21 protein-coding genes are annotated in these 24,163 nt (G+C 43.7%); 4 read left to right on the forward strand and 17 right to left on the reverse strand.

The annotated features are described in order from the left end of the window. Positions 1-344: 344 nt before the first annotated feature. The 10 genes from CEF17_RS14910 to secA form a co-directional block, all read right to left on the reverse strand. Positions 345-692, reverse strand: a complete 348-nt coding sequence (locus CEF17_RS14910) for a c-type cytochrome (protein WP_100400222.1) — start codon at positions 690-692, stop codon at positions 345-347. A 36-nt stretch (positions 693-728) separates the two neighbouring features. Continuing rightward, positions 729-1,556, reverse strand: coding sequence for a YitT family protein (locus tag CEF17_RS14915; protein ID WP_232725587.1), 828 nt, complete (start codon positions 1,554-1,556; stop codon positions 729-731). Between the two features lie 299 nt (positions 1,557-1,855). Continuing rightward, positions 1,856-2,641 (reverse strand): SDR family oxidoreductase, encoded by a 786-nt coding sequence (locus CEF17_RS14920; protein ID WP_100400224.1) that lies wholly within the window; start codon positions 2,639-2,641, stop codon positions 1,856-1,858. Between the two features lie 36 nt (positions 2,642-2,677). Then, positions 2,678-4,648 (reverse strand): TRAP transporter permease, encoded by a 1,971-nt coding sequence (locus tag CEF17_RS14925; RefSeq protein ID WP_100400225.1) that lies wholly within the window; start codon positions 4,646-4,648, stop codon positions 2,678-2,680. Between the two features lie 5 nt (positions 4,649-4,653). Continuing rightward, positions 4,654-5,127 carry a DUF1850 domain-containing protein gene (locus CEF17_RS14930; RefSeq protein ID WP_198508982.1) on the reverse strand — a complete coding sequence of 158 codons (474 nt, stop codon included), beginning with the start codon at positions 5,125-5,127 and terminating at the stop codon, positions 4,654-4,656. Between the two features lie 57 nt (positions 5,128-5,184). Then, complete coding sequence (locus tag CEF17_RS14935; RefSeq protein WP_100400227.1) at positions 5,185-6,204, reverse strand: TAXI family TRAP transporter solute-binding subunit; 1,020 nt, start codon at positions 6,202-6,204, stop codon at positions 5,185-5,187. Between the two features lie 171 nt (positions 6,205-6,375). Then, positions 6,376-7,737: a sigma-54-dependent transcriptional regulator gene (locus tag CEF17_RS14940; RefSeq protein WP_100400228.1), complete on the reverse strand. Its 1,362-nt coding sequence runs from the start codon at positions 7,735-7,737 to the stop codon at positions 6,376-6,378. Positions 7,738-7,758: 21 nt separating this feature from the next. Beyond that, positions 7,759-9,783 (reverse strand): transporter substrate-binding domain-containing protein, encoded by a 2,025-nt coding sequence (locus tag CEF17_RS14945; protein WP_100400229.1) that lies wholly within the window; start codon positions 9,781-9,783, stop codon positions 7,759-7,761. Positions 9,784-9,931: 148 nt separating this feature from the next. Then, positions 9,932-11,000 (reverse strand): peptide chain release factor 2 gene (gene prfB, locus CEF17_RS14950; RefSeq protein WP_442857458.1). Its coding sequence is split into 2 segments (ribosomal slippage): positions 9,932-10,963 and positions 10,965-11,000, totalling 1,068 coding nucleotides; the frame shifts between segments, so codons are not numbered across the junction. A gap of 403 nt (positions 11,001-11,403) precedes the next feature. Continuing rightward, entirely contained in the window at positions 11,404-13,935 is a 2,532-nt protein-coding gene (secA, locus tag CEF17_RS14955) for a preprotein translocase subunit SecA (RefSeq protein ID WP_100400231.1), read from the reverse strand. A 150-nt stretch (positions 13,936-14,085) separates the two neighbouring features. Here secA and CEF17_RS20675 point away from each other — a divergent pair, with 150 nt between their 5' ends. Beyond that, a complete protein-coding gene (locus tag CEF17_RS20675) occupies positions 14,086-14,229 on the forward strand; it encodes a hypothetical protein (RefSeq protein ID WP_232725523.1) in 144 nt (47 codons plus the stop codon). Between the two features lie 53 nt (positions 14,230-14,282). Here CEF17_RS20675 and hpf read toward each other — a convergent pair whose 3' ends face one another. The 3 genes from hpf to CEF17_RS14970 form a co-directional block, all read right to left on the reverse strand. Beyond that, positions 14,283-14,846 carry a ribosome hibernation-promoting factor, HPF/YfiA family gene (gene hpf / locus CEF17_RS14960; protein WP_100400931.1) on the reverse strand — a complete coding sequence of 188 codons (564 nt, stop codon included), beginning with the start codon at positions 14,844-14,846 and terminating at the stop codon, positions 14,283-14,285. Positions 14,847-15,329: 483 nt separating this feature from the next. Beyond that, a complete protein-coding gene (locus CEF17_RS14965) occupies positions 15,330-15,527 on the reverse strand; it encodes a cold shock domain-containing protein (RefSeq protein ID WP_100400232.1) in 198 nt (65 codons plus the stop codon). A gap of 216 nt (positions 15,528-15,743) precedes the next feature. Then, positions 15,744-17,168: an NAD-dependent succinate-semialdehyde dehydrogenase gene (locus tag CEF17_RS14970; RefSeq protein ID WP_100400932.1), complete on the reverse strand. Its 1,425-nt coding sequence runs from the start codon at positions 17,166-17,168 to the stop codon at positions 15,744-15,746. Positions 17,169-17,941: 773 nt separating this feature from the next. Between CEF17_RS14970 and CEF17_RS14975 the strand changes: the two genes are divergently transcribed. From CEF17_RS14975 to CEF17_RS14985, 3 genes are all read left to right on the forward strand, one after another. Then, positions 17,942-18,106: a hypothetical protein gene (locus CEF17_RS14975; protein WP_198508983.1), complete on the forward strand. Its 165-nt coding sequence runs from the start codon at positions 17,942-17,944 to the stop codon at positions 18,104-18,106. A 317-nt stretch (positions 18,107-18,423) separates the two neighbouring features. Beyond that, the gene (locus tag CEF17_RS14980) at positions 18,424-18,639 is read left to right on the forward strand and encodes a hypothetical protein (RefSeq protein ID WP_054637852.1); all 216 of its coding nucleotides are present in this window, start codon (positions 18,424-18,426) and stop codon (positions 18,637-18,639) included. Between the two features lie 302 nt (positions 18,640-18,941). Then, complete coding sequence (locus CEF17_RS14985) at positions 18,942-19,997, forward strand: DUF6612 family protein (RefSeq protein WP_100400234.1); 1,056 nt, start codon at positions 18,942-18,944, stop codon at positions 19,995-19,997. A 95-nt stretch (positions 19,998-20,092) separates the two neighbouring features. Here CEF17_RS14985 and CEF17_RS14990 read toward each other — a convergent pair whose 3' ends face one another. The 4 genes from CEF17_RS14990 to fliD all read right to left on the reverse strand — a co-directional run bounded on the left by CEF17_RS14990 (position 20,093) and on the right by fliD (position 23,814). Then, positions 20,093-20,467, reverse strand: coding sequence for a DUF8042 domain-containing protein (locus CEF17_RS14990; RefSeq protein ID WP_100400235.1), 375 nt, complete (start codon positions 20,465-20,467; stop codon positions 20,093-20,095). A gap of 294 nt (positions 20,468-20,761) precedes the next feature. Beyond that, the gene (locus tag CEF17_RS14995; protein ID WP_100400236.1) at positions 20,762-21,127 is read right to left on the reverse strand and encodes a flagellar protein FliT; all 366 of its coding nucleotides are present in this window, start codon (positions 21,125-21,127) and stop codon (positions 20,762-20,764) included. Then, a complete protein-coding gene (gene fliS / locus CEF17_RS20680) occupies positions 21,127-21,510 on the reverse strand; it encodes a flagellar export chaperone FliS (RefSeq protein WP_232725591.1) in 384 nt (127 codons plus the stop codon). Before fliS ends, CEF17_RS14995 begins: the two co-directional genes overlap by 1 nt. 495 nt (positions 21,511-22,005) lie before the next feature. Further along, the gene (gene fliD, locus CEF17_RS15005) at positions 22,006-23,814 is read right to left on the reverse strand and encodes a flagellar filament capping protein FliD (RefSeq protein ID WP_100400237.1); all 1,809 of its coding nucleotides are present in this window, start codon (positions 23,812-23,814) and stop codon (positions 22,006-22,008) included. Between the last annotated feature and the right edge of the window lie 349 nt (positions 23,815-24,163).

A 24,163-nucleotide genomic window follows, 5' to 3' on the forward strand; every position in this document is an offset into this window, starting at 1 on the left:
ATATCTTTCCACATTATATCACCTTCAACGTGGCAATAGGCTTACCTTTGTATTACATTTTTATTTCACGTACATAGGGAAACAAGAGTGAAAACATGGGTTCAGCGAGGATGTAACAAAGTAAAAATATACAAACGGTGAGGGAGGTCTGACAGGTGTAATTTACACAGGGGTAATTTGATATAAAGAGGTAAAAAGAGGTGTTCATAGAAGGATGATGCGTTTCAAAGGGGGATGCGTAAGAGGTAAGCAGACCGGAGCTTGTCCGGTCCTTTTTGGCAGATGCCTTTCCTTTGCAATCATCGATAGATGTAAGGGTAAAGAGCATCCTAAATGATGATCTATTACTGCTGAGCTACCCATTCTGATACCTGTTCTGCTTCTTCACCTTCAACGATGTCTTCAGGCATACCAGGTCTGCCATTTTCAATGGCGTCAAGAACTTCGTCCTCGCTAAATCCTTCACCTGCTAATGCAGGTCCAGATCCGCCTTCAAGGTCGCCGCCATGACAGCTGGCACAGTTTCCTTGATAAATATCTTCTCCGGCACCCTCATGAGTTTCCCCAGCTTGCTCTTCTTCCTCTGGAGCTTCTTGTGGTGCTTCTTCGTCTACTGGTTCTTCTTCCTCAGCGCCACAGGCACCAAGAATAAGTACAAGGCTTCCGCCAATTGCCATCAAATACTTCTTCATAATATTTTCAACCTCCTTTGATAGAAACAGTACGGCTCAATTATACCCTACTTCTTTCTTTTTGAAACCCTCTCCAAGTACTTCTGTGGCATTTGTCACAATTACAAATGCGTGCGGGTCAGCAGCTTGAACAACTTGTTTCAATTTTGTGACTTCGTTTCTATTAACGACACACATTAAAACAGGTCGCTTTTTGTCAGTATACCCGCCATACCCTTCAAGCCTGGTTACCCCTCTGTCCACCTTCTGAAGAATATCCTGGCGGACTTGTGTTTCATCATTCGTGATAATTAATGCTACCTTTGCATAGCCTACCCCAGTTTGGACAATATCAATCGTTTTTCCTGTAATATACAGGCCGATCAATGCATAAAGGGCAAGCTCCAGGTTAAATACAAGAGCTGAAGTAAAGACAATCAGGCCGTCAAAAAAGACCACACTCGCGCCTAGTGAAACACCCGTGTATTTATTGAGTATTTGGGCAGCAAGATCTGTTCCGCCAGTTGAAGCTTGAGCCCGAAACACAAGGCCAAGACCCAGTCCTACCCCAATTCCTCCAAATAAAGCGCCGAGCAAGGGATCCTGAGTCGCTGGCGGCAGTTCACTAGTCAGTAAAACAACCAATGGCAGAAAGGCTGTTCCAATAATTGTTTTGGCACCATATTTAAAACCTCCAAGAAGGAGGACACCTGCCAAAAACAGAGGGATATTAAAAGCCCAGAGCGTAATAGCGGGCTCGATGCCAAACACATCATAAACGATAGTGGCAAACCCGCTGACTCCTCCTGAAGCAATACGATTAGGGAGAAGAAAAAGGTTATACGCGATCGCTACAATGGCAGAACCAGCGAAAATCATCGTCATATTCAACGCAAACAGAGCTTTGGGGTTCACAGGCTGACGCTTTCTGTTTCCTTTCTTTGTTACAGCCATCCAGGCCACACCTTCCTACTAACGTTCTTCCTTGTATTCACAGTAGTATAGCACTGGAAAACCCTGGTGTAAACGCGATGCCGATTACGGTGCCTGGCACCAAAAGAAATGTAACTTAAATGTAATGCTAAATCCCGCCACTGCGCCGATTTCTCCAATTCGGTCTTTTTGGTGCCAGGCACCCCATCAAAAAAAAGAGCTTCTGCTTTACTCAAGCAGAAGCTCTTTTCTTAGAAGGCTTGCGTCATGCCGCCATCCACTACGATTGTCTGGCCCGTTACATAGCTGTTTGCTCCCGAACCGAGAAACGCGATGACTTTCGCAAACTCTTCGGGATCACCGTAGCGGCCGAGTGGAATGTTTCCTTCACTTTCCGATCGTACCTCACTGACGTCAAGACCTCTTTTCTCAGCCTTTTTCTTGTCCAGCTCTTCCGTCCGGTCTGTTGCAATTCTCCTGGGACCGACAGTATTTATTAAAATACCATCACCGGCCAACTCCTTTGATAAGGTTTTGGCCATTCCCATCACACCCAGCCGGTACGTATTGGAAAGCATCAAGTTTTCAATCGGCTGTTTAACAGAGGAAGAAGCAATATTTACAATGCGTCCGCCGTTTTCTTTCAGATGAGGAAGAGCACTGCGAATTGCTCTAGTAAAGCTTAACAGCGTGAGCTCAAAAGCACTCTTCCAATCTTCATCCGAAAGTGATTCAAAGGTTCCAGCTGTCGGTCCTCCGCTGTTATTAACAAGAACATCGAGACGGCCCAGCTTTTCTTTCGCTTCAGAAATTAAACTGTAGATGTCTTCTTCATTATGAAGATCGCACACTTTCCAATACACCTTGTTTCCTGTTTCACTGCTTATTTCTTCTGCTGCTTGCTGAAGTGTTTCTTCATGTCTTCCAGAAAGCATAACAGAAGCACCCTCTAAGGAAAATTGCCTGGCCGAAGCCTTGCCCAAACCTTTGCTTGAGGCAAGAACCACGACTCCCTTGTCTTTAAGTCCTAAGTCCATACTCTTTTCTCTCCCTTTCAAAAAAAGTCTCTTTATTTATATTGCACGTAAAGAAGCCACACCCTCTTTTTTCGCACGAATCCATTGGAAGAAAATAACGACAGCGATGATTGAGAACCCGATCACGTCCTGCATTAGATTTGGATTCATAAAGAGTAAAGCTCCACCGAACAGCAGGATCCTCAGCACAGGGTTGATATGAGTCATGAAATACCCTTCTGCTGCAGTTCCCAGCATCATTACTCCGAGCACAGAAGTAAATACGACGAGGACCCCTTCACCGAAGGTTGTGTTTGTCAGGAGGAGAGAATCGTTATATACAAACAAGTAAGGAACGATAAACCCTGCAATGGCAAGCTTCATGGAAACAAACCCTGTCCTCATTGCGTTTCCTCCGGAAATCCCTGCAGCAGCAAAGGATGCCAGGGCAACCGGCGGTGTAATATTTGCAAAAATACCAAAGTAAAAGACGAACAAGTGGGCCACAAGCGGCTCAATGCCTAGCTGTACAAGAGCCGGAGCCGCCATCGTGGCTGTAATGATGTAGGTTGGGATACTCGGAAGCCCCATTCCCAGAACAATACATGCTACCATCGTAAACATTAAGGTAAGGAGCAGGCTTTCCCCGCCAAGGGTAACAATTGCATTAGCAAGGCTGAGACCAAAGCCAGTCAGTGTTGCCACACCTACAATAAGACCAACTGCGGCACACGCAATTGCCACTCCAAGAGCTGTACGCGCACCATTTTCCAGAGCTTCTAAAATATCACGCAAAGACATTCTCGTTGTCTTGCGAATCATGGCAATAATAACTGTCACGATAATAGTCAACAGAGCAGAATAAATAATAGTCCGGCCGCTGAAGAAAAGCATATACATTAAAAATAACAATGGAATCAGCAGGTGGCCACGTTCTTTCATAACCTGCTTTACCGCAGGAAGATTATCTTTGGAGATCCCTTTTAGCCCTTCCTTGGAAGCACGCAGGTGAATCTGAACGATAACTCCCAGATAGAAAAGGAGTGCCGGCAGAAGGGCCGCAAGCGCAATCTGGCTGTACGGAATTCCAAGAATTTCAGCCATAATAAAAGCGGCAGCACCCATGATTGGCGGCAGAATCTGTCCACCTACGGAAGCTGAGGCTTCAACGGCTCCAGCAAAGTTCTTCTTATAGCCTATTTTTTTCATCAAAGGAATGGTAAATGAACCAGTGGTTACAACATTGGCTACGGCAGCCCCGTTAATGCTTCCTAAAAATCCGGACGCAATAACAGAAACCTTTGCCGGACCACCTCTTGTCTGTCCCGCAATCGCAAGAGCCATATCATTAAAAAACTGACCCATGCCTGACTTTTGAAGAAAAGCTCCAAAAAGAATGAACAAGAAAATATAGGTGGCAGAAACACCAATCGCTGTTCCGTAAATCCCTTCATTTGTTACATACATAAAGTTTACAATATCCTGCCATTCATAGCCCCTGTGGCGGAAGATTCCGGCCATTTCCCGGCCAAACAGCCCGTAAAGGAGAAATAATATCGCAAGGGTCGGCAGCCCCCAGCCTGTTACCCGTCTGGCTCCCTCTAATACGAGCAGTACAAGAATGGCTCCGAAAACAAGATCCCATGTATTTGGAAGCCCGCCTCGGTTAACTATTGAATCATATTCCATAAAAATATAAACGGACGTGGAAAGAGCAAGCAACGCTAATATAGCGTCATACCACGGAAGGGTGTTTCGTTTTGCCTTTTTCAGGGGCGGATAAAGCATAAAGATTAATGCCAGCACGACAGCAACGTGAAAAGATCTGTGCACCAGCGTTGGCGGGGTGCCAAAGTATGATGTATATAAATGATAGATAGATAAAATAATAGCAATACCAGCGACTACGAGAGCAATTTTCCGGTTGTCAAAGACACGGAACCTCGATTCATTATCGTACTTTTCCAGGGTTTCTCTTTGATTCTCATCTAAGTTTTGCTGATGGTCCAATTGCTGCCTGGTTTCCATCTCCTTCACCTCTTTTCAATCTTCATTTCCATTTTTTCATGATGGGGCAGTTCTTCGGCATCAAAAACCTCTTTGCCGTTTACATACAGTGTGAACTCCACATTTTGTGAATGAATCCACCTCAGAGCCTCATGCTCTTCATTTATATTCCTTACGACCACTTCACCGTTTTCTACCGACATGTCGCCTTTTTGATGCGGAACACCTGCCCCGAAGGATTGAAATACTGTTTCGTCCAACAGCAAGCTTCCTTCCTCTGTTACTTTGTACAGTTCAGACCATGGAGACTTCTCCACAGAATGAATCCACGACAGGACAAGTTCATCCCCTGGCTCTGCTTCCTGACTTTTGTACACTTTACCTGTCTCCTGACTGCTTATAACGAGCTCCCATCCGGAGGAAGAATAATAAGCTGAAACAGGAAAAATTACAGCAGCTGAAAGCAGGATCATCATGGTAAATAGAATGCCTTTTTTCATATAGAGCAGAGAGAAAGCATCACGACGGATGCCTCTCTCCTGCCTCCCTTGCAAGAATTAGTCAAGAACACCCTGCTCTTCAAAGTATCTTTCAGCTCCAGGGTGGAATGGAATCGGCAGCCCTTCTTCTACTGTATCCAGAGTAATTTCTTCTGCAGCATTGTGAGACCCTTGAATGGTTTCAATGTTTTCAAAAATTGCGCTTGTAATGTCGTACACTGCATCATCAGAAAGCTCGTTATTTACAATAAGAAGGTTCTCAATTGTCGCTGTTGTAATATCATCTTCATTGTCATATGTGCCTGCAGGAATTGTTCCTTCAGAGAAGAATGGGTACAGTTCCTGTAAGTTCTCCAGTCCTTCGCCTTCAATAGGAATGATTTTCGCGTCGTTCGTAGTAGACAAATCGATGACGGTGGCGTTCGGAAGTCCGCTTGTAACAAAGGCAGCGTCAATCATGCCGTTTTGGATCTGGTCGATCGCTTCACTGTAAGAAAGATAGTCTTCATTTATATCGTCATAGGACATATCATGAGCTTCCAAAATCATGCGTGCATTTAGCTCCACACCTGAGTTCGCGTCCCCAACACCAACATCATGGCCAGCTAGATCATCAATAGATTCAATTCCGGAGCCCTCTGTTGTTACCACCTGTACAAAGTTAGGATATAAGGAAGCAATAGCTGTTAAGTCCTCCTTGGCACCTTCCTCCTCAAACGGACCTGTTCCTTCCACAGCCTGTGACACTGCATCTCCCATAACGATAGCTAATTCGGCACGGTCAGTATCTAATAGATTAATATTTTCAACGGACGCTCCCGTGGATTGCACAGAGCTGTCTGCACCAAGCTCTCCTTCTAGAAGATTAGAAATCGCTCCTCCAATTGGATAGTACACCCCAGAGGTTCCCCCGGTGGCAATAGTAATGAAATCAGCGTCCATGTCTCCTGTTTCTACTTCCCCATCGTCTCCTCCATTTCCACCGTTTTCATCCGCAGTCGTTTCTTCGTCTCCATTATCTCCACATGCAGAAAGAACCAGCAGTGTAGAAAAGGCAAATATCCATCTCTTTTTCATATAAATCTCTCCCTTATAAAAATAGTAAGTAAAAATCATTTCTGCTTATTATATATTGCAAAAAGCGTGCCAAGTTATTAAACTCTTTAAAACGCTTTCAAAACAAGGAAGCGTTTACAATCATATGACAAAAAAACCGGCATTTTCTGCCGGCCCTGCATATTTTGCCGGTTATGAACCGGAAAGATTGTACTGTTTTATCTTATCTCGAAGACCACGTTCACTGATTCCAAGCATGGAAGCCGTATTTTTCCTGCTCCCTTTCATTTTCTTCAAGGTTGCCTGAATGACCTCTTTTTCAACCTCTTTCATTGTTAAGCCGACAAAAGCTTCAGCTGCTTGCTCCCGTGAAAACTCCAATGCTTTTCCTTCGTTCAAATAAGGGGGAAGGTCATCAATCTCAATCATGTCCCCTTCCGCAATAACCATTGAAGCTTCCACAATGTTAGCCAATTCTCTGATATTTCCCGGATAGCTGTGCTGAAGCAGGCTTGTCTCAGCAGGCTTTGTCAGGCCTTTGATGCCCTTCCCTAATTCTTTATTGTAAATACTTAAAAAGTGCCGGATCAAATAGGGTAAATCTTCTTTTCTTTCTCTTAAGGGCGGAAGTTCGATTTGAATGACATTCATCCGAAAATAGAGATCCTCTCTAAATTCACCGTTAGCTACCGCTTTGCTTAAATCCTTATTGGTGGCAGCAATCACTCTTACATCTAGTTTTTCCGTCCGATTTGAACCGAGGGGAGTGACTTCCTTCAATTGTAATACCCGCAGTAACTTTGCCTGCAAAGCCAGTGACATATCACCAATTTCATCTAAAAACATCGTCCCCTTATTAGCCAGCTGAAATTTCCCTTGCTTACTGGCTGTTGCTCCTGTAAATGCTCCTTTTTCATAGCCAAATAATTCACTTTCAAGGAGGTGCTCCGGGATGGCTGCACAATTGACAACCTCAAAATGCTCCCTCTTCCGCTTTCCGGAAAAATGAACGGCCCGGGCCACAAGCTCTTTGCCCGTTCCGCTTTCTCCCGTAATGAGCACGTTGGTATCTACCTCTTTTACTTTGTCAATCATTTGGTAGACCTTGGCCATAGATTGACTGCTTCCGATCATCCCATCTTTGCTGTATTTCTTTTCAAGCTCTTGAGTTAAGTACTCAACCTGATGATTTAGTTCATTGTAGTGGAGAGCTCGGCGTATGACCGAGGTAAGCTCTTCTGTGTTAACAGGTTTGGTAAGGTACGAATAAGCGCCCAGGTGCAAGGCATTCACTGATGATTCAATCGTGCCGTAGGCCGTAATCATAATTACAACCATGCCAGGATTTTCTTGTTTTATTTCCTGCAAAACGTCCAGACCGTCCCTGTTTCCTATTTTTAGGTCAAGAAGACAGAGGTGATAATGACTTTCCTTGATTAATTGAACTCCCTGATCCGGGTCAGTTGTGCTTTCAACCTCGTATTCGTCCTCCAGTGCAAATTCCAATGAAGCACATATAGACGGTTCATCATCTATTATCAGTATTCTTTTCATGCCTTATCTCTCCCTCCTGTCTTATTCCTTTGAAGCTTCTCCTCTGCAAGGAACAATCGGAAATTCGAGCTCAACTTTCGTTCCTTTCTCCTTCACTCCATCAATTCTTAATTTTCCATGGTTTTCTTTCACGTATTGCTGAGCAATAGACAAGCCAAGGCCTGTTCCTTTTGCTTTTGTGGTGTAAAAAGGTTCGAATACCTTTTTCTTTGCCTCCTCAGTAATTCCCGGTCCTTCGTCTTTCACAATAACAAACACGGATGAAGGTCCTTTTTTTACTGTAAGCTGTAAAGAAAGGGAATTGTCGTCTTTTCTTTCTTCCATAGCATCCAGTCCATTTATCATTAAGTTGATGATCACCTGTTTGAGCTGGTCAGGATCTGCTTTTACACAAACCTGTTCCGGCCAATCTGTTTCCAGATGAAATCCTTTATTGTTTACAGTTCTTTCAAATAGTATTGCACAATCTTTTACTATAGAAATAAGATTAACTACTTCAACACTTTGAGTTTTCGGTCGTGCATAATCTATCAGCCCTTCTATTAATTGATTGAGCCTGTCTATTTCCCGGGGGACATGGGTAGTTATTTGTTTTTGGAACCGTTCACTCTGAAATTTTTTCGGAATCAGCTCAACAAAGGTTTTAATGGATGAAAGGGGGTTTCTGATTTCATGAGCAATCCCGGCAACAACCCGGCTTAAAGCCTGATTTTTTTCCTGTTCAAACATTTGCTGCCTCACCATCTGTTCAGCAGTATTGTCCTCGATGGCAAATATAATTCCAGTAATCTCACTTGCAAAATTATAAAGAGGATACACATAATAGCGAAGGTATAAGCTTTCATTTTGAGAGTTTGTCCATATGGTTTCCTGCCCAAGAAACTGTCTTCCCTCCCCTTTCATGACCTGTGCATATTTTCCCTCCAACAGCTTTTTAAGAAGAGGATGCTCTTCGAATCTTTTTCCCTTTATCTCCTCATCTGCTTCTAAAAGGTGTATCGCTTTCGGGTTAATCGTCGTCACTTCTCTGTTGTCATTGATCGTAATGATGCCCCGGGGGCTTGAGTTTAAGATCTGCCTTTGAAACTCGGTACTGTTTTTTGTCTGCTCCACCTGGTATTGAAGAGACTGATTCAGCCGGTTCAGCACCCTTGTTTTCTTATCAACCTCTCGCTTTAACTGCCTGTTCCAGCGGACACCAAGAAGCAGCAAAATAATAATGGCTAAAAAAAGCACACCTGTGATTTGCAGAGCCCGCCAAAGCTGACTTATTAATTGTTCTTCTTCATCCACAAACCAGTTTTCATAAATTTGGGTATAGGTTCCGTCGCTTTTCACCTCACGGATGCCCCTGTTAATTGTATGTAGAAGCTGATAATCCTCGCCTTGGATTCCAACAGAAAATTCAACGGGAAGAACATAGTTATTCACCACCTGGTAATTTTCAATCAGGTCCCGTTCCTCAAAAAAGTGTTCTGCTGTGAGAACGTTTCCAACAAAAGCGTCTGCTCTTCCGCTGACAAGGAGCTCCAGCCCTGTCACCTGATTACTTGTGGCTTGATATCTGATCCCTTGAACATTTCGTAAAAAGCCGTATTCAATGGTTTCCCTCTGCAAAGCCGTGACTTGCCCGCTAAGACTTGTAATGCCTTCTATGTTTTCCTCCTCGGCAGGCACCACCAGCCCGACAGAGCTTGATAGAATGGATTCACTGAACTCCATAAACTCCGCATCCTGTTCTGAAAAATTAATACTAAGAATCATATCAATTTCCCTTTCCCGGATGGCCTCTAGAGATTCCTCCTTTGACATAGGGATGTATTGAATACGTAAGCCAGTTCTTTCAGCCACTTCATTAAACATTTCAATAGAAAACCCTTCGAGGTTTTCGTTTTCCAAATGGAGAGGCGGCAGGTCAGGGTCATAAGCCACAATGAATTCCTGTTCTGTTACCGGTGAATAATGGAGGTCTTCTTCAGCTTTTACATACGAAAAGCTGAACGCTAAACCTAACACCAGTAATAGCATAGTCACAGCTTTCCACATCGCTCACCCACCTCCTTTTTTCCTATATTCAGTGTAATCGTTTTAGGAATGAGAAACCATAGGAAGCAGCAGGAAAAGAAATGAAAAAGAAGAAACCCCCTGCTCTTCTAAGTCCAGAAGTTCAGAGGGTAATAAGGATTCAGCGTAATCATGTTTTCATCGTTGAACGTAAATACTCATCAATAAAAGCATCAAGGCCGCCGTCCATGACTGAAGCTGTGTTTCCAACCTCATGGTTTGTACGATGATCCTTTACCATGTTGTATGGATGAAACACATAGGATCGAATCTGGCTTCCCCAGCCAATTTCCTTTTGTTCGCCGCGGATTTCATCCAGTTCTTTTTGCTGTTCTTCAATTTGGCGCTGATACAGCTTCGCTTTTAGCATTTTCATAGCCTGCTCTCGGTTTTTCAGCTGAGAGCGCTCATTTTGGCAGGTTACCACCGTGTTGGTGGGCAGGTGTGTAATTCGGACAGCCGAATCTGTCGTATTGACATGCTGCCCTCCTGCGCCGCTCGCCCGGTACGTATCGACTTTAAGGTCCTCAGTCCGCACATCGATTTCAACATCCTCATCCATTTCCGGCATAACCTCACAGGAAACAAAAGACGTATGGCGGCGTCCCGAGGAATCAAATGGAGAAATCCGCACAAGACGGTGAACTCCCTTTTCAGCCTTCAGGTACCCATAAGCGTTATGGCCTTTGATCAATAAGGTTACGCTTTTCACTCCTGCTTCATCGCCTGGAAGGTAGTCAAGTGTTTCCACTTGGAATCCTCTTTTTTCGGCCCAGCGTGTGTACATCCGCAAAAGCATGGAGGCCCAGTCCTGGGACTCTGTGCCGCCTGCTCCTGGGTGGAGCTCAAGGATGGCGTTTTTCTTATCATACGGCTCGCTTAAGAGAAGCTGGAGTTCAAATTCATTCAGCTCTTTGTTAAGCTCCTTTACTCCTTCTTCAAGCTCTTCGTACAGCCCTTCATCCTCTTCCTCTTTGACGAGCTCATAGGTTACTTCAAGATTCTCGTACTTGTCAGCAAGGCTCTTAAAGCCATTTGCCGTTTCTTTGAGGACGTTAGATTCGTCAATAACTTTCTTTGATTTGTCGGGATCGTCCCAAAAACCAGGCTCAGTCATCTTTTCTTCTAATTCAGCGATTCGTTCTTCCTTTTCAGCGAGGTCAAAGAGACCCCCGGAAGTCCGCTAAACGTTTAGCCATAGTTGAAAGTTCATTCTTTATATCTGCAAAATCCACAATTGTCACCTCATATTAGTTTGGGGTGCCTGGCACCACGACCCGTTGTAACATTCCTTTTTCGGGAAATCCCTTTGCACCAGGCATTGCAGCCCTTTTTATATTACAACCCATTTGGGGTGCCTGGCACCTCGACCTGTTGTAACATTCTTTTTTCGGGAAATCCCTTTGCGCCTGGCACTGCGGCACTTTTTATATTACAACCCATCGCTGGTGCCTGGCACCACGACTCGTTGTAACATTCTTTTTTCAAGAAATCCCTTTGCGCCTGGCACTGCGGCACTTTTTATATTACAACCCATCGCTGGTGCCTGGCACTGCGAGACTTTTTATATTACAACCCATTGCAGCTGCCTGGCACCTTGATTTATGCCTTTGCTTTTGCCACGCCGCAGCAGTTTTTGTACTTTTTCCCGCTGCCACAAGGGCAAGACGCGTTACGTCCTATTTCCTGTGCTTTCCGGACTGGCTGGCGCTTTTTTTCATTTCGTTCCGTATTGTTGCCATGAACTGCTTTCCCCTGGGCAACAGGCTCACGCTCTAAATTATTAGACTCAATTTTGGTTTTCATCACATGAGTTGTTACTTCCTCTTCAATAGATGCTACCATCTCTTCAAACATGTTAAAGCCTTCAAACTTATATTCACGAAGAGGGTCATTCTGCCCGTAAGCGCGCAAGTGAATGCCCTGACGAAGCTGATCCATCTGATCGATATGACTCATCCATTTGCGATCCACAGCGCGAAGCATGACGACTTTCTCAAACTCACGCATATGCTCTTCGCCGACCTCTTCTTCTTTTTGCTTGTACTCTTCTTTCACCTTTTCCATGACAAGGTCAATGATTTCTTCAGGCTCCTTGCCCCAGATTTCTTTTGTGGTCATTTCGTACTCTGAAAAGGCCACGCCATTCAGGTAGTTCACAATAGCATCAAGATCCCAATCCTCAGGAACTTCCTCTTCAGGTGTATGCGCCCTGACCCCTCGTTCAACGGTAGAATTGATCATTTTCATGACAATTTCACTCAGATTCTCTGACTCGAGAACTTCCATCCGCTGAGCGTATACAATATCACGCTGTTCACGCATCACATCGTCATATTGAAGGATTTGCTTACGGGTATCAAAGTTGGAGCCTTCTACTCGTTTTTGAGCTGTTTCTACTGCACGGCTGACTAGTCTGCTTTCAATTGGCTGATCTTCTTCCATGCCCAGCTTTTCCATCATGCCCCGCATGTTATCCGAGCCGAAACGGCGCATTAATTCATCATCCATAGAAAGATAAAACTGAGATACACCAGGATCTCCTTGACGGCCGGAACGTCCCCGGAGCTGGTTATCAATACGACGGCTTTCGTGACGCTCTGTACCTATAACATACAGGCCTCCAAGCTCTCTTACACCCTCGCCAAGTTTAATATCTGTTCCTCGTCCCGCCATGTTCGTTGCAATCGTAACTGCACCTTTCTGGCCTGCATTTTCAATAATCTTCGCTTCATTTTCATGATTTTTCGCATTAAGGACATTATGTGGAACACGACGCTTTTTCAATAGCTTCGAAACGTGTTCAGAGGTTTCTACACTTACAGTACCAACAAGCACTGGCTGACCTGTTTTATAAAGCTCTTCTATCTTTTCAACCACCGCTTTAAACTTTCCGTCTTTAGACTTGTAAATTAAATCGGCGTTGTCCTCACGGGCAATCGGCTTATTCGTAGGAATAGAAGTTACATTCATTCCATAAATATTTTGGAATTCTTCTTCCTCGGTCTTTGCCGTTCCCGTCATCCCTGCAAGCTTTTGGTACATACGGAAATAGTTCTGGAACGTAATTGACGCCAAAGTCATGCTTTCTTTTTGAACTTGAAGGCCTTCTTTTACTTCAATGGCTTGATGAAGGCCGTCACTGTAACGACGTCCCTTCATTAAACGGCCTGTAAATTGGTCAACAATGACAGCCTCACCGTCATCAACCACGTAATCCGAGTCTTTTACCATGGCAACATGGGCTTTAAGAGCCTGATTAATATGGTGGGTTATGGAAACATTTTTCGCGTCAAAAAGGTTCTCAACGTTAAAGTGCCGCTCTGCTTTATTAACGCCCTCTTCGGTCAGCTGTACATTCTTTGTTTTTTCATCAAAAGTAAAATCTTCTTCTTTATTTAAAAAGCGTACAAATGCATCCGCTTCGGCATACATTTGGGTTGTCTGTTCTACTGAGCCGGAAATGATCAAAGGTGTACGAGCTTCATCAATTAAAATAGAGTCGACTTCATCGACTACCGCAAAATTGAGTGGCCGCTGCACCATTTGCTCCTTATAAAGAACCATGTTGTCACGCAAATAATCAAAACCATACTCATTATTGGTCCCGTAGGTGATATCGCAGCTATAAGCTTCACGCTTTTCGTCTTTTGTCATACCTTTTTCGTTCAAACCTACAGTTAACCCTAAAAATCTATATAAATCACCCATTTGTTCACTGTCACGACGGGCAAGATAATCGTTGACCGTAATCACGTGTACTCCTTTACCAGTAATCGCGTTCAGATATACCGGCATGGTGGCAACCAACGTTTTCCCTTCACCTGTCTTCATCTCAGCGATATCTCCGTCATGAAGCACAAGAGCACCCATAATCTGGACTCTAAACGGTGTCATGTTCAGCACTCGCCCTGCTGCTTCACGAACAACCGCAAAGGCTTCCGGAAGAAGCTTATCAAGAGACTCACCATTTTGGTAACGCTCTTTGAACTCTTCTGTCTTCTGGCGGAGACCGTCATCCGACAGCTTCTTCATATCATCAGCCAGTGATTCTACCTGGACCACTGATTTTTCCAACTTCTTCACTTGACGCTGGTTTGTATCTCCAATGACTTTTTTTAGCAAGCCCATCATAATTTAAATCATCGTCCTCTCTTTCATCTGCAGATGAAAATAAGTCTCGCACTTATGCTTCATTTTATCAGTTTGTCTTATTCGTTACAACGGGGGAGAAACCGTGAAGAAAGGAAGAAGAAGTCATTATATGAAAGACCCCTGTAAGAGGTGCCTGGCACCCTTTTGATATGTAATGTTGTTGTAACAATCGAATGGAGTGAGCTTGAAAATCCACCTTCCAAGCGTCAGCCAGTTCCTTTTACAGGTTTGCGCCAATATAGCTTTAAAGCGTTAAAAGGCACAACCGTCTAGTGACAGTTGCGCCCTCTCATTCTGTAGTTTTTTAAAATGATCTCTTTGTCGCTTTATTCTGGTTCAATCAATCCGTAGCGTCCATCTTTGCGACGGTACACCACATTCGTGGAACCACTTACTGCATCTGCAAAAACAAAGAAGTTATGACCGAGCATATCCATTTGCAGGATGGCTTCCTCTGCATCCATCGGCTTTAAGTTAAACCGTTTGTTACGGACGATTTCCAACTCATCATCATCTTCTGGAACAGCTTCACCGTTAGCTTCTGTGAGTTCTTCCAGTTCATTTTTGAACATGTACTTTACGCTTCCATCTTGACGGAACTTACGGTTTACTTTTGTTTTATGCTTACGGATCTGCCTTTCCAGCTTTTCCGTAACAAGATCAATAGCAGCGTACATGTCCGTGTGTCGTTCTTCTGCTCTTAAAAGGAGTTGAGGCATTGGAATTGTAATTTCAATGATGTTTTGACTGTTTAGAACCTGCATATTCACGTGGACATCTGCTACTGGGGTAGTGTCAAAATACCTTTCTAGCTTACCGACTTTCTTTTCCACATATTTTCTTAATGCTGGAGTTACATCAATGTTTTCGCCACGAATGTTGTAGTTCATCAAATGAACTCCTCCTTTCAATACCTCTTTAATTCTATATTCCTTCATCCATTCCCTTCTAAAACGACAAATAACCAAAGATTTCTTTTCGACACCCAATTTCAGGTGCTTTTTTTTCGTTTTTTTTTGGGGGGGTGCCTGGCACCACAACCAATTGTCACACTCCTGTAACATGACTCGCCGGCCAAACGACTGCTACTCGCGGGCTCTCTCCCTTTTCTACCCACCGCACCTCATTCGGGTGCCTGGCACCACAACAAGTTGTCACATCCCTGTAACACGACTCGCTGGCCAGACGCCTGCTGCGCGCGGACCGCATCCTTTTCTACCCACCGCACCTCATTCGGGTGCCTGGCACCACAACCAATTGTCACATCCCTGTAACTGATATATAGAAAAACCCTGCTTCTTGGCGCTAACCAAGAAACAGGGTTTGTTTGTGTGAGTTAATGAATGAAAGCTTTGGCAGCTGACAGAATGTCCTTAGATTTTTTCTACATTAGCAGCTTGCGGCCCGCGGGAACCTTCAACAATCTCAAACTCAACATCCTGACCATCTTCCAGAGACTTATACCCTTCTGTGTTAATTGCTGAGAAGTGCACAAATACGTCGTCTCCATCTTCACGTTCAATGAAACCAAAACCTTTTTCGTTGTTAAACCATTTTACTTTACCTTGCATACATTTCCATTCCTTTCAAATTCGAAAATTCTGCGGTTGCGCCGCATTGCTCACAGCTAAGATCGAGACCTGTGCAGGGACTTTACGCTCCTGCACAAAAGCCAATCTTAAACTGCCTACTTAATATTACCCCTTACCTATGAAATGTATGCATGTTTTTTACAAATTTGATTAAATTTACATTCCCTTAAATTTTTCCGCTGCACCATTATCCACCTAAACGCCCATGGAGATATATTTTGTTTCCAAGAAAGCATCTATTCCCTGATGCCCTCCTTCTCTGCCAATCCCACTTTCTTTCATTCCTCCAAAAGGAGCCTGAGCTGCTGACGGCACACCGTCATTCCACCCGACAATTCCATATTCAAGGGCCTCCGCTACTTTCATGCCTTGAGATAAGTTCTCTGTAAAAAAGTAGCCGGCAAGGCCGTATACAGAGTCATTTGCCAGACGAATTCCTTCCTCATCACTTGAGATTTTCTGGATCGGGGCAACCGGCCCAAAGGTCTCTTCGTTCATCACAACCATGTCATGAGTAATATTCTTTAACACCGTCGGCTTGTAAAAGTACGAACCATTTTCTTCATACCCAGAACCACCGCATACAATCTCTGCTCCCTGCTTCTTCGCGTCCTGTACGTGCCGGTCAACTTTTTCATACCCATCTTGATTGATCAAGGGCCCAACATCCACGCCTTCTTCAAAGCCGTTCCCCACCTTTAGCTTTGATACTTCTTTTTTAAATTCCTCAATAAAATCATCATAGATGCCTTCCTGAACGTAAATTCTGTTTCCGCAAACGCAGGTCTGCCCTGCATTTCTAAACTTAGATGCAATCGTTCCCTGTACAGCTTTATTAATATCGGCATCATCCAGAACAATGATCGGTGCATGGCCTCCCAGCTCTAACGAAAGCTTTTTCACCTGATCCGAAGCCTGCTTCATTAAAATTTTCCCAACTTCCGTTGATCCTGTAAAAGTCATCTTACTTACCTTGCGATTGCTCATCATTTCTCCGCCAATTTCAGAAGCTTCACCTGTTACAAGGTTGAAAACCCCTTCTGGTAGCCCTGCTTCCTCACAAATTTCCGCAAAACGAATCGCTGAAAATGGTGTATCTTCAGCAGGCTTAACAATAATGGGACAGCCTGCAGCAAGTGCTGGAGCAACCTTTCTCGTAATCATCGCAAGTGGAAAGTTCCATGGGGTGATAGCTCCGACAACACCTACGGGCTGACGGATGACCATCAACCGCTTTTCCCTTGAGCTTGCCGGAATCATTTCTCCATACACACGCTTACCCTCTTCCGCAAACCATTCCAGAAACGAGGCAGCATAGGCTACTTCTCCCTTTGCTTCCTTTAATGGCTTACCCATTTCCTTTGTAATAAGCTCGCCCAGCTCGTCCTGTTTTTCCATCATAATACGATAGATTTTTTTTAAGTACTCGGAACGTTCTCCAGCAGTCTTTTCCGCCCAAGGTTTAAACGCCCGATGAGCGGCATCAATCGCTTCTTTTGTCTCGCTTTTCCCTCCATTTACCGCGGTGCCGACTTTTTCACCTGTCGCAGGGTCAAACACATCAAAGGATCCACTGTCCGACTTTTTCCACTCCCCGTTAATAAATAGACGTCCTTCCATCATTTCCTCATCCCTCATTTCTTAAATATTTTCCAGTTCTATACCCTACTTATAGAAAGGACATTCCATTTCCTCCACAAAAAATATATTCAATTCGATTAAAAAAGCTAATGTTACTGCAGGTCTTATAGGTTCCTGTCAAAGAGACGGACCTTCTATTATCCAGGTAAAAAGACTTAGTAACGAAAATATCTCTACGAAAAAGGTAATTGGACTGACTGATTTATTCATTATCAGCTCTGGGAGACAAACGTACACAAGACTGAACCTTTACATAAGTGAGTATGATAAAAAGTAGAAATTTTTGTTTCTTATAGCTCTCCATTTTTCACTTATCTCACTGGGAAAAGTGAAAAATCCCTAGTGGAAACGTCAACTATCCCAGGGCCATACGTCAATAACAGCACAAAGATAGCAGAATATATTGTCTTTTCAAAAAAATGTTCTATAGTAGATATTACAGGTCCTACATACAAAGTGACCGCCCCTGATTCCCTTCCAATAAGTTTTCCCTCTATACTCCTCATCCATTTTTCCCTGCACCACCTTTTAAGCAGGCTGTAAAAATGGAACGACCAAAAAACCGGCCATTATTTTACGGCCGGAACCCCATGTCGTTCACTTGATTGAATTATCTAAATATTTAAAATAATTATTGACTATTCGCTCACCTTTTGAAATAATATACTTATACCGTGCCCTTGTCCTCATGCTATAACCTTATGAAGGATGTGAGAGCTATTCTAAAAGAAAGGTTTTACATCATTGAAGAAGTGAAAGTCAAACGTCGCTTGTTTGGTTTATATGAAACCAAGAAACGCATCGAAAGGTATGGAAGCGAAGACTATAAGAAGGCTATAGCATTCATGAAACATGCTGAAGGGGAAATGACAGGGCCGAGCCAAAGCCACCTTATATTAAAAGGGCACGACCGATAAATTTACTGCAAAGGACCGGTGCCGGTCCTTTTCCTTTTTCCATATACCCTTTCCTTCTTTTATAAAACCTTCTTTTTTATAAAATCACTCTAGTATTCTTATTATTGAGACAAAAGACCAGTTTATCGATTATTTCTACTATTTAATAAAATTAAAAATCCCTTTATATCAAGGTTTAAACCTCATTTTGTTTGGTGAACACGCAAATCACGAAAACGAGACCATTGACCTATTGGAAATATTCTGGAATAATGAACGGTAGACGAATTATTTTCTTACTTACATATGATAATAAATAAAACATTTTCAAAGGAGTGATGATTATCCTTACCGATAAACTATTTATTATAGAAGAAGTAAAGCCTAAAAGGCGCTTCTTTGGTTTATTAGCAGGGGAAAAGTCAATTGAACGGTACGTCTCTCAAGACTTTGACAAAGCACTGGCATACCTTAAAAAAGCAGAGGAGCAGCTGAAGGAAAACAAAGAAAGCCATTTTGTTTTAAGAGGAGCTCCGCCTGAAAACATTTGCTAAGTAAAAAAGCTTTTGCCTGACACTCTGGCAAAGGCTTTTTCTGTTTCCCTTTTTTTGTGGGGGTTTTTTCGCTAACAAAGCCCCACTTAAACTGAGTAATTTGAAGCCTTTTTCGTTGGGGCTATTTATAATCTTCAACTCATATAGTATTTTAATTACTATGGAAATAATTGCAATATTATACATAACAGCAGGGAATAAACTTAAAAAAGTGTCTCTTTTGCAGACTGTATAATAAGTTCTGCGCATATGGTACGCTTTAAAAGAACATATTTGGCTATTGAAAAAGGGGAGGAGTTTTTATGAAACCCATTAACTCATGGATTGCCCTGGTGCTTATGCTTGGTTTTCTGACTGCCTGCGGCGGTAATGAGGAAACTCAGGAAGAGGCTGTGACTACCGATCCTGCCGAAATAGAAGACCAAGATGATTTAGAAGAAGAAGAACAAATAGAGGAAAATGAAGAGCCAGCTGCGGAAAGTGATTTACACGCAGAAGAAATAATGGCCCGCACAACAGAAGTGATGACGGACGTAGAAAGCTATGCAATGGATATGTCCATGGTTCAGGATATGGATTTTCAGGGCGAGAGCATGTCCATTACGACAAACACCTCCTCTGAAATTATGCTTGATCCGCTTAGATACTATGAAAATACCATTATGCAATCTGATGAAGAAGGCATGGAAGAAATAGAAGCTCAAACCTACTACGGAGAAGAGGGTCTTTTCCTTAAAGACTCAGTTGAAGACCAATGGTTCAAGCTCCCTGATGATTTCAGGGATTCTGTCAATGAACTGGCCCAGCACTATGAAAGCCCTGAAGAACAGCTGGAGCTCCTCATTCAGTTTGAAGAAAATATAGAGGTAAGCCAGGCAGATGGTGAATACATCCTGGAGGTATCAGGAGACAGTGAGCAGCTTAAACAGCTGGCTCTGGAAATGACAGGGATGCTTGAAGGTGATATCTCAACGATGGTTGACCAGCTGTTTGCAATGATGGAAATTGAACACTTGGAATATACTTTGTTCATTGAGGAAGAAACCTTTTATCAAACAGGCATGACAATGGACATGGAAATGACAATGAACCTTGAGGGTGACGATTCCTTTACAACGTCACAGCAAATGGAAGCGACCTATAGCAATTACAATGAAATAGAAGAAATAGAGATTCCAGAAGACGTTGTTGAAAACGCAGAAAAACTGAACTTTGAAGAGCTTGGCAGCATTCAGGACATGGAAGAAACAGATCTTGATGATTTGGATATTGACCAAAGCGAGCTCGAAAACGGGGACACCGATCAGGACGAAGACGACAACGAAGATGATGAGGAAGAGAATGATAACGAAGAATAAATTAAAGCTGATCCAGAGGTTCACTCTGGGTCAGCTTTTTGTATATGACAAATATTACACTCCTCTGTGTGGTGCCAGGCACCTCACTTGGAAACTCATTTTCCAGCAACCTGCCACACGATAAGCTTCCAGCGTTGAAAAGCAGGGATGATTTCCTTGGTCAGAAAACGAAACCTCTCTCCCTCCTCATTCAGCTCTTCAATGGCGGAGGCTTTTTCTACTACTTCTTGAAAGCGATTAAGCTCTTCTTCATTCTTTTCCTCCCGGCCAAAGATGTACTTCATCGTCATATTCGATGCATCAAATGGAACGAACCCTTCCATCATTTGAGCAAGCAGCCGATCCCCGCTGTCTGTGTGACCTTCCCGGTAAAACGAGCTGACTGACATCAATCCTTCTTCCACCGTATTCAGCCATTCCATATATAAACGCAAAAACTTTCTTTCCGACTCCCTTAACTGCTGAGACACTCCAATCCCCTCCCTTTATCAGGGGTGCCTGGCACCACTGCTGTTTGTAATACTGCTGTAATATTCCCTGGCCTTTTTCAGGCGCTGGCTTCTACACCTATGGTAATAGAAACAGACCACATTTTAAAGGTGCCTGGCACCACAACCGATTGTTACATGTTTGTAATTGTTCAATCCGTGCTCCTGCACCAAGGGGCGGCGGTTTCGCCCGGTCTCGGCCCCGGACACCTTCTCCGGGTGCCTGGCACCAAAAAGAGAACTTGGCAGGGGATCTCTCTGCGCAAGTTCTCTTGTCTATTTTTTGCTATCGAAAAACACACCATCAACGGTTGTGCCCTGGTAGGGATTCTCGTACCTCTGGCCTGTCTTTCTTTTCTTTTTTAACGCTCTGATGTCGGCGCTGATGACCGATTGGATCTTTGCCATTTGCTCTTCAATTTTTCCATTCATACTCAGGACTTCCATGCCTAATTTACGCTCTGTTTCGGAAAATGAAGGCTTTTCCTGCAAAATCTCCTTAAGCAGCCGGTCCCTCGATTGTAAATAATCCTCAACCGCTATAATATACTCATCTCTTTCGTCCAATCCTTTTGGAAGTTCCCTGCTCAGATGATCATCTAATGTTTTAGTTGCCAGAAATAAGGATGTAATTTTTGACATCAGATTTGCCCGCCTTCATTATGACGCTGCTGGCGGTCAAGCTTAATGACTTCTTTCCATGTGTCGCGAAAATCAGCAACAAACTGTTCTGCTTCATCAAGTGCCTTCGCATCATTATTAATATTTGCTTCTACCAGCCTGTGATGAATAAAGTCATACATTTGAAGCATGCTTTGCCCAACCTCACTGTCCGTCTTTAAGGTAACCATCAGCTCACGAATGATGTCCTGTGCCCGGCTGACAAACTTATTTCTAGCTTCTGCATCTCCTTCTTCAATAGCAAGCCTTCCTTTTTTGATAAATGTAAGGCAGGCGTTATACAAAAGCATTGTCAACTCACCAGGCGAGGCGGTTTGCAGAGCATTTTGCTTATATTGGTTCAAGGCGCTGGTGCTCGCCGTTTGATTTCCCGATCTTACTTGGCTGCCGCTCCGCCGGGAAGCTCCCTCACCCCCGGTTGCCGCTGTCCCAGGCCGTTCGATCACTTTTGCAGCCACTGGAATCCTTCCTATGGCTGCTCCACCCTTGCCAGCTTCGGGCTGACTTTGCCCCTGCCTGCCTGCATTTTTGTACGCTTCGGCCTCCTGCATATTTTTCTTGTATACTGCCTGTGCATTTTGAAAACTCATGTGCCTGTCACCTTCCTTGCCAGCTTCTTTAAAACTTCACATCAGCCGGTCTGCTACTTTTTCCCAAGCTCGCTTTTTATATAAAATTCTTCCAATTTTTTTCACGTTCAATCCGTGTGGTCCTTGTTCGATTGTCACCAGGGCTTTTCCCGTCCGCTTTTTCCCTGCTTACTCTATAAAGCTTCTTCCATCTTACGACATTTGTCACGGTTTCTCTCTATAATTCTTTAAAAGTTTTGTCATTTCCTCTTAATACATGCCAAACATTTGAGAATAAATCATATTAGCCTGGTTATTTGCTTGTGCCATTGCCTTTTCCATAGCGGTAAATTGTCTCCAAAAACGTTCTTCTGTTTGCTGCAGACGTCTTTCAAAGTCAGAAATACGCTGATCGATGGACCGGATATTTCTGCCTAACGTAAATTGATGGTTTTGCACTTTTCCCCGCAAACCGCCAGCTCGATCAGCTATTCGATCAATCGATTGCCCTAAAGAGTCACGGAGCCGGCGGCCAATTCCCTTTTCAGCTGCTGTCGGACCGTCTGCTGTAAACAAAGCAAATACTCCGTCTGGGTCAGCTTCTATTGCCGCTCTCAGCTTCGTTTCATCAATTTCAAGCTTTCCTCGTTCCGTGTAATCCCTGGAAGTGGTAATACCTATGGTGGCAAGCTGGCGGAATTCCGTATCAAGAATAGAAGTCACGCTTCCGTAAATATCTGTTCGGAATCTATCCAAGGCTCCTGAAATCACACGATCATTGCGAATCATTCCACTTTGGGCCCGTTCCTCCCACTTTTCAATTTCACGATCGCTCATCGCTTCTTTCTGCTCATCTGTTAAAGGGGGGTAGTCCCGATATCTGGTTTCGGTCAGCATCCCGTTTACTTTTTCTAACATCTCATTGTATTCATCAACAAACCCTTTAATGGTCTGAAACACTTTGTCGGTATCAATGGAAGCTGCAAGAGTTACAGGAGGATCGTCCACTCCGAAAGTATCCCTTAGCGTGAGAGTCATTCCATTGATTGTAAACGTATTATTCGTGCGCTCTGTTTCTAGACCGTTTAAGGTAAATACGGCATTCTGCCCTCCTTGAGAGCCCGGCTCGCCATCATTTGACAGCTTCAGGGCACGGGTGAAAAAATCTCCTTCAAAAAGAATTTCATTTCCCCCTGGATTAAAACTTCCGGTTTGCGTCCTGGTTACGGATACTTTATCTGAAAAAGAATCATAAAACACATTGACAACTGTGTTAGACCGGCTGATCTCCTGAAGCACCTGATTCATTGTCTGTCCGTCTCTGACAATAAATGAATTCTTCACTTCTTCCCCATTAGTAGTAAAAGTTGTGATGCTTCCGGTCGTATATCGGCCTTCTCCTTCAGTGATATATTGAACATTCACCTGCGCTCCTCTGCTGACTGTGTCAGCAAAATCAAGCCGCAGCCTTCCGTCTTCCTCTTTCGTTACCAATACCTGCCCACTGGAAAGACTGCCTGCCTCTCCTTCAGTGACAACCTCATAAGAGCGGCCTCCTATTTTTACTACCGTATCCTCCAGGGCATCGGCCTTAATAGGTTCCTTTTCAAAATAAAAGGTTGTCCCTGCTTGATCCACACGCTTTGTTTCTTGATTAAATACTCCCTGCTTCCATTCCATGTCCTCTGACAAAGCTTGAGTATGTAACGCCTCAGAAGCATCAAGAGTCCCGTCTGAGATAGGATCAGAGCTGTTTTGAGAAGCCGCTGAAGCCAGCTGGCTTACTTCTGTGATCCGAAAGGAAGAATTTCCTGCCGTTGAAGCCGCCGTTGCCGTCACACGGCTGTCATCGGAAGAGCTGACTGTCCGAGCAAGCATATTGGCGCTTCTCATCAGAGTGTCAAATATATTAGTACGAAAGGTATCAAACATTCGGTTGACTTCACGGTAAGATTCCATCTGCCACTCAATAATCTGCTTTTGCTGAAACATTTTATCCATCGGCATACGTTCTACCCGCATTAAATCCCGAATCATTTGATCAGTGTCCATTCCGGACGCAAAACCTGAAAGTCTCATGGCTCTCCGCCTTCTTTCTTTATTTAGTTGTCTGGTTACCGATATGTATTTGTCTGATTTTCATTGTTTAATAAAGAACAAGCCACCTTCCCATGATGGGTCATGTCTTATTTCTTTTATCGTCAATGACACACCATTCTTACAGCCTTACCTGAAAAGTTCCATAAAAAAACAGGTCCCTAGCACTAATGGAATCTTTTCCATAAATCCTTTCCCACCTCTTTCACGGTGGAGTCGGCGAGTTCTTCAGAATCAATCCTTGCAGACGGGGTCATAAGCCCCATTAAGCAGCGATTTTTGATGTTTCATTAGAAGGTTTCAGAGAAAAATAGATAATTAGTAATAGCAT

The sequence above is a fragment of the Bacillus sp. FJAT-44742 genome (assembly GCF_002797315.1).
In the GTDB taxonomy this organism is placed as follows: domain Bacteria; phylum Bacillota; class Bacilli; order Bacillales; family Marinococcaceae; genus Thalassorhabdus; species Thalassorhabdus alkalitolerans.

Excerpts from the sequence above, each read along its gene's own strand:
- CEF17_RS14945 (WP_100400229.1), bottom strand. The coding sequence starts at position 9,783 with ATGTGGAAAGCTGTGACTATGCTATTACTGGTGTTAGGTTTAGCGTTC.
- hpf (WP_100400931.1), bottom strand. The coding sequence starts at position 14,846 with ATGAACTACAACATTCGTGGCGAAAACATTGATGTAACTCCAGCATTA.
- CEF17_RS14995 (WP_100400236.1), bottom strand. The coding sequence starts at position 21,127 with ATGTCAAAAATTACATCCTTATTTCTGGCAACTAAAACATTAGATGAT.
- CEF17_RS14980 (WP_054637852.1), top strand. The coding sequence starts at position 18,424 with ATGATTATCCTTACCGATAAACTATTTATTATAGAAGAAGTAAAGCCT.
- CEF17_RS14915 (WP_232725587.1), bottom strand. The coding sequence starts at position 1,556 with ATGACGATGATTTTCGCTGGTTCTGCCATTGTAGCGATCGCGTATAAC.
- CEF17_RS14935 (WP_100400227.1), bottom strand. The coding sequence starts at position 6,204 with ATGAAAAAGAGATGGATATTTGCCTTTTCTACACTGCTGGTTCTTTCT.
- fliD (WP_100400237.1), bottom strand. The coding sequence starts at position 23,814 with ATGAGACTTTCAGGTTTTGCGTCCGGAATGGACACTGATCAAATGATT.
- CEF17_RS14940 (WP_100400228.1), bottom strand. The coding sequence starts at position 7,737 with ATGAAAAGAATACTGATAATAGATGATGAACCGTCTATATGTGCTTCA.
- CEF17_RS14930 (WP_198508982.1), bottom strand. The coding sequence starts at position 5,127 with ATGAAAAAAGGCATTCTATTTACCATGATGATCCTGCTTTCAGCTGCT.
- CEF17_RS14925 (WP_100400225.1), bottom strand. The coding sequence starts at position 4,648 with ATGGAAACCAGGCAGCAATTGGACCATCAGCAAAACTTAGATGAGAAT.
- CEF17_RS14970 (WP_100400932.1), bottom strand. The coding sequence starts at position 17,168 with ATGGAAGGACGTCTATTTATTAACGGGGAGTGGAAAAAGTCGGACAGT.
- CEF17_RS14985 (WP_100400234.1), top strand. The coding sequence starts at position 18,942 with ATGAAACCCATTAACTCATGGATTGCCCTGGTGCTTATGCTTGGTTTT.
- CEF17_RS14910 (WP_100400222.1), bottom strand. The coding sequence starts at position 692 with ATGAAGAAGTATTTGATGGCAATTGGCGGAAGCCTTGTACTTATTCTT.
- CEF17_RS14965 (WP_100400232.1), bottom strand. The coding sequence starts at position 15,527 with ATGCAAGGTAAAGTAAAATGGTTTAACAACGAAAAAGGTTTTGGTTTC.
- CEF17_RS14920 (WP_100400224.1), bottom strand. The coding sequence starts at position 2,641 with ATGGACTTAGGACTTAAAGACAAGGGAGTCGTGGTTCTTGCCTCAAGC.
- secA (WP_100400231.1), bottom strand. The coding sequence starts at position 13,935 with ATGATGGGCTTGCTAAAAAAAGTCATTGGAGATACAAACCAGCGTCAA.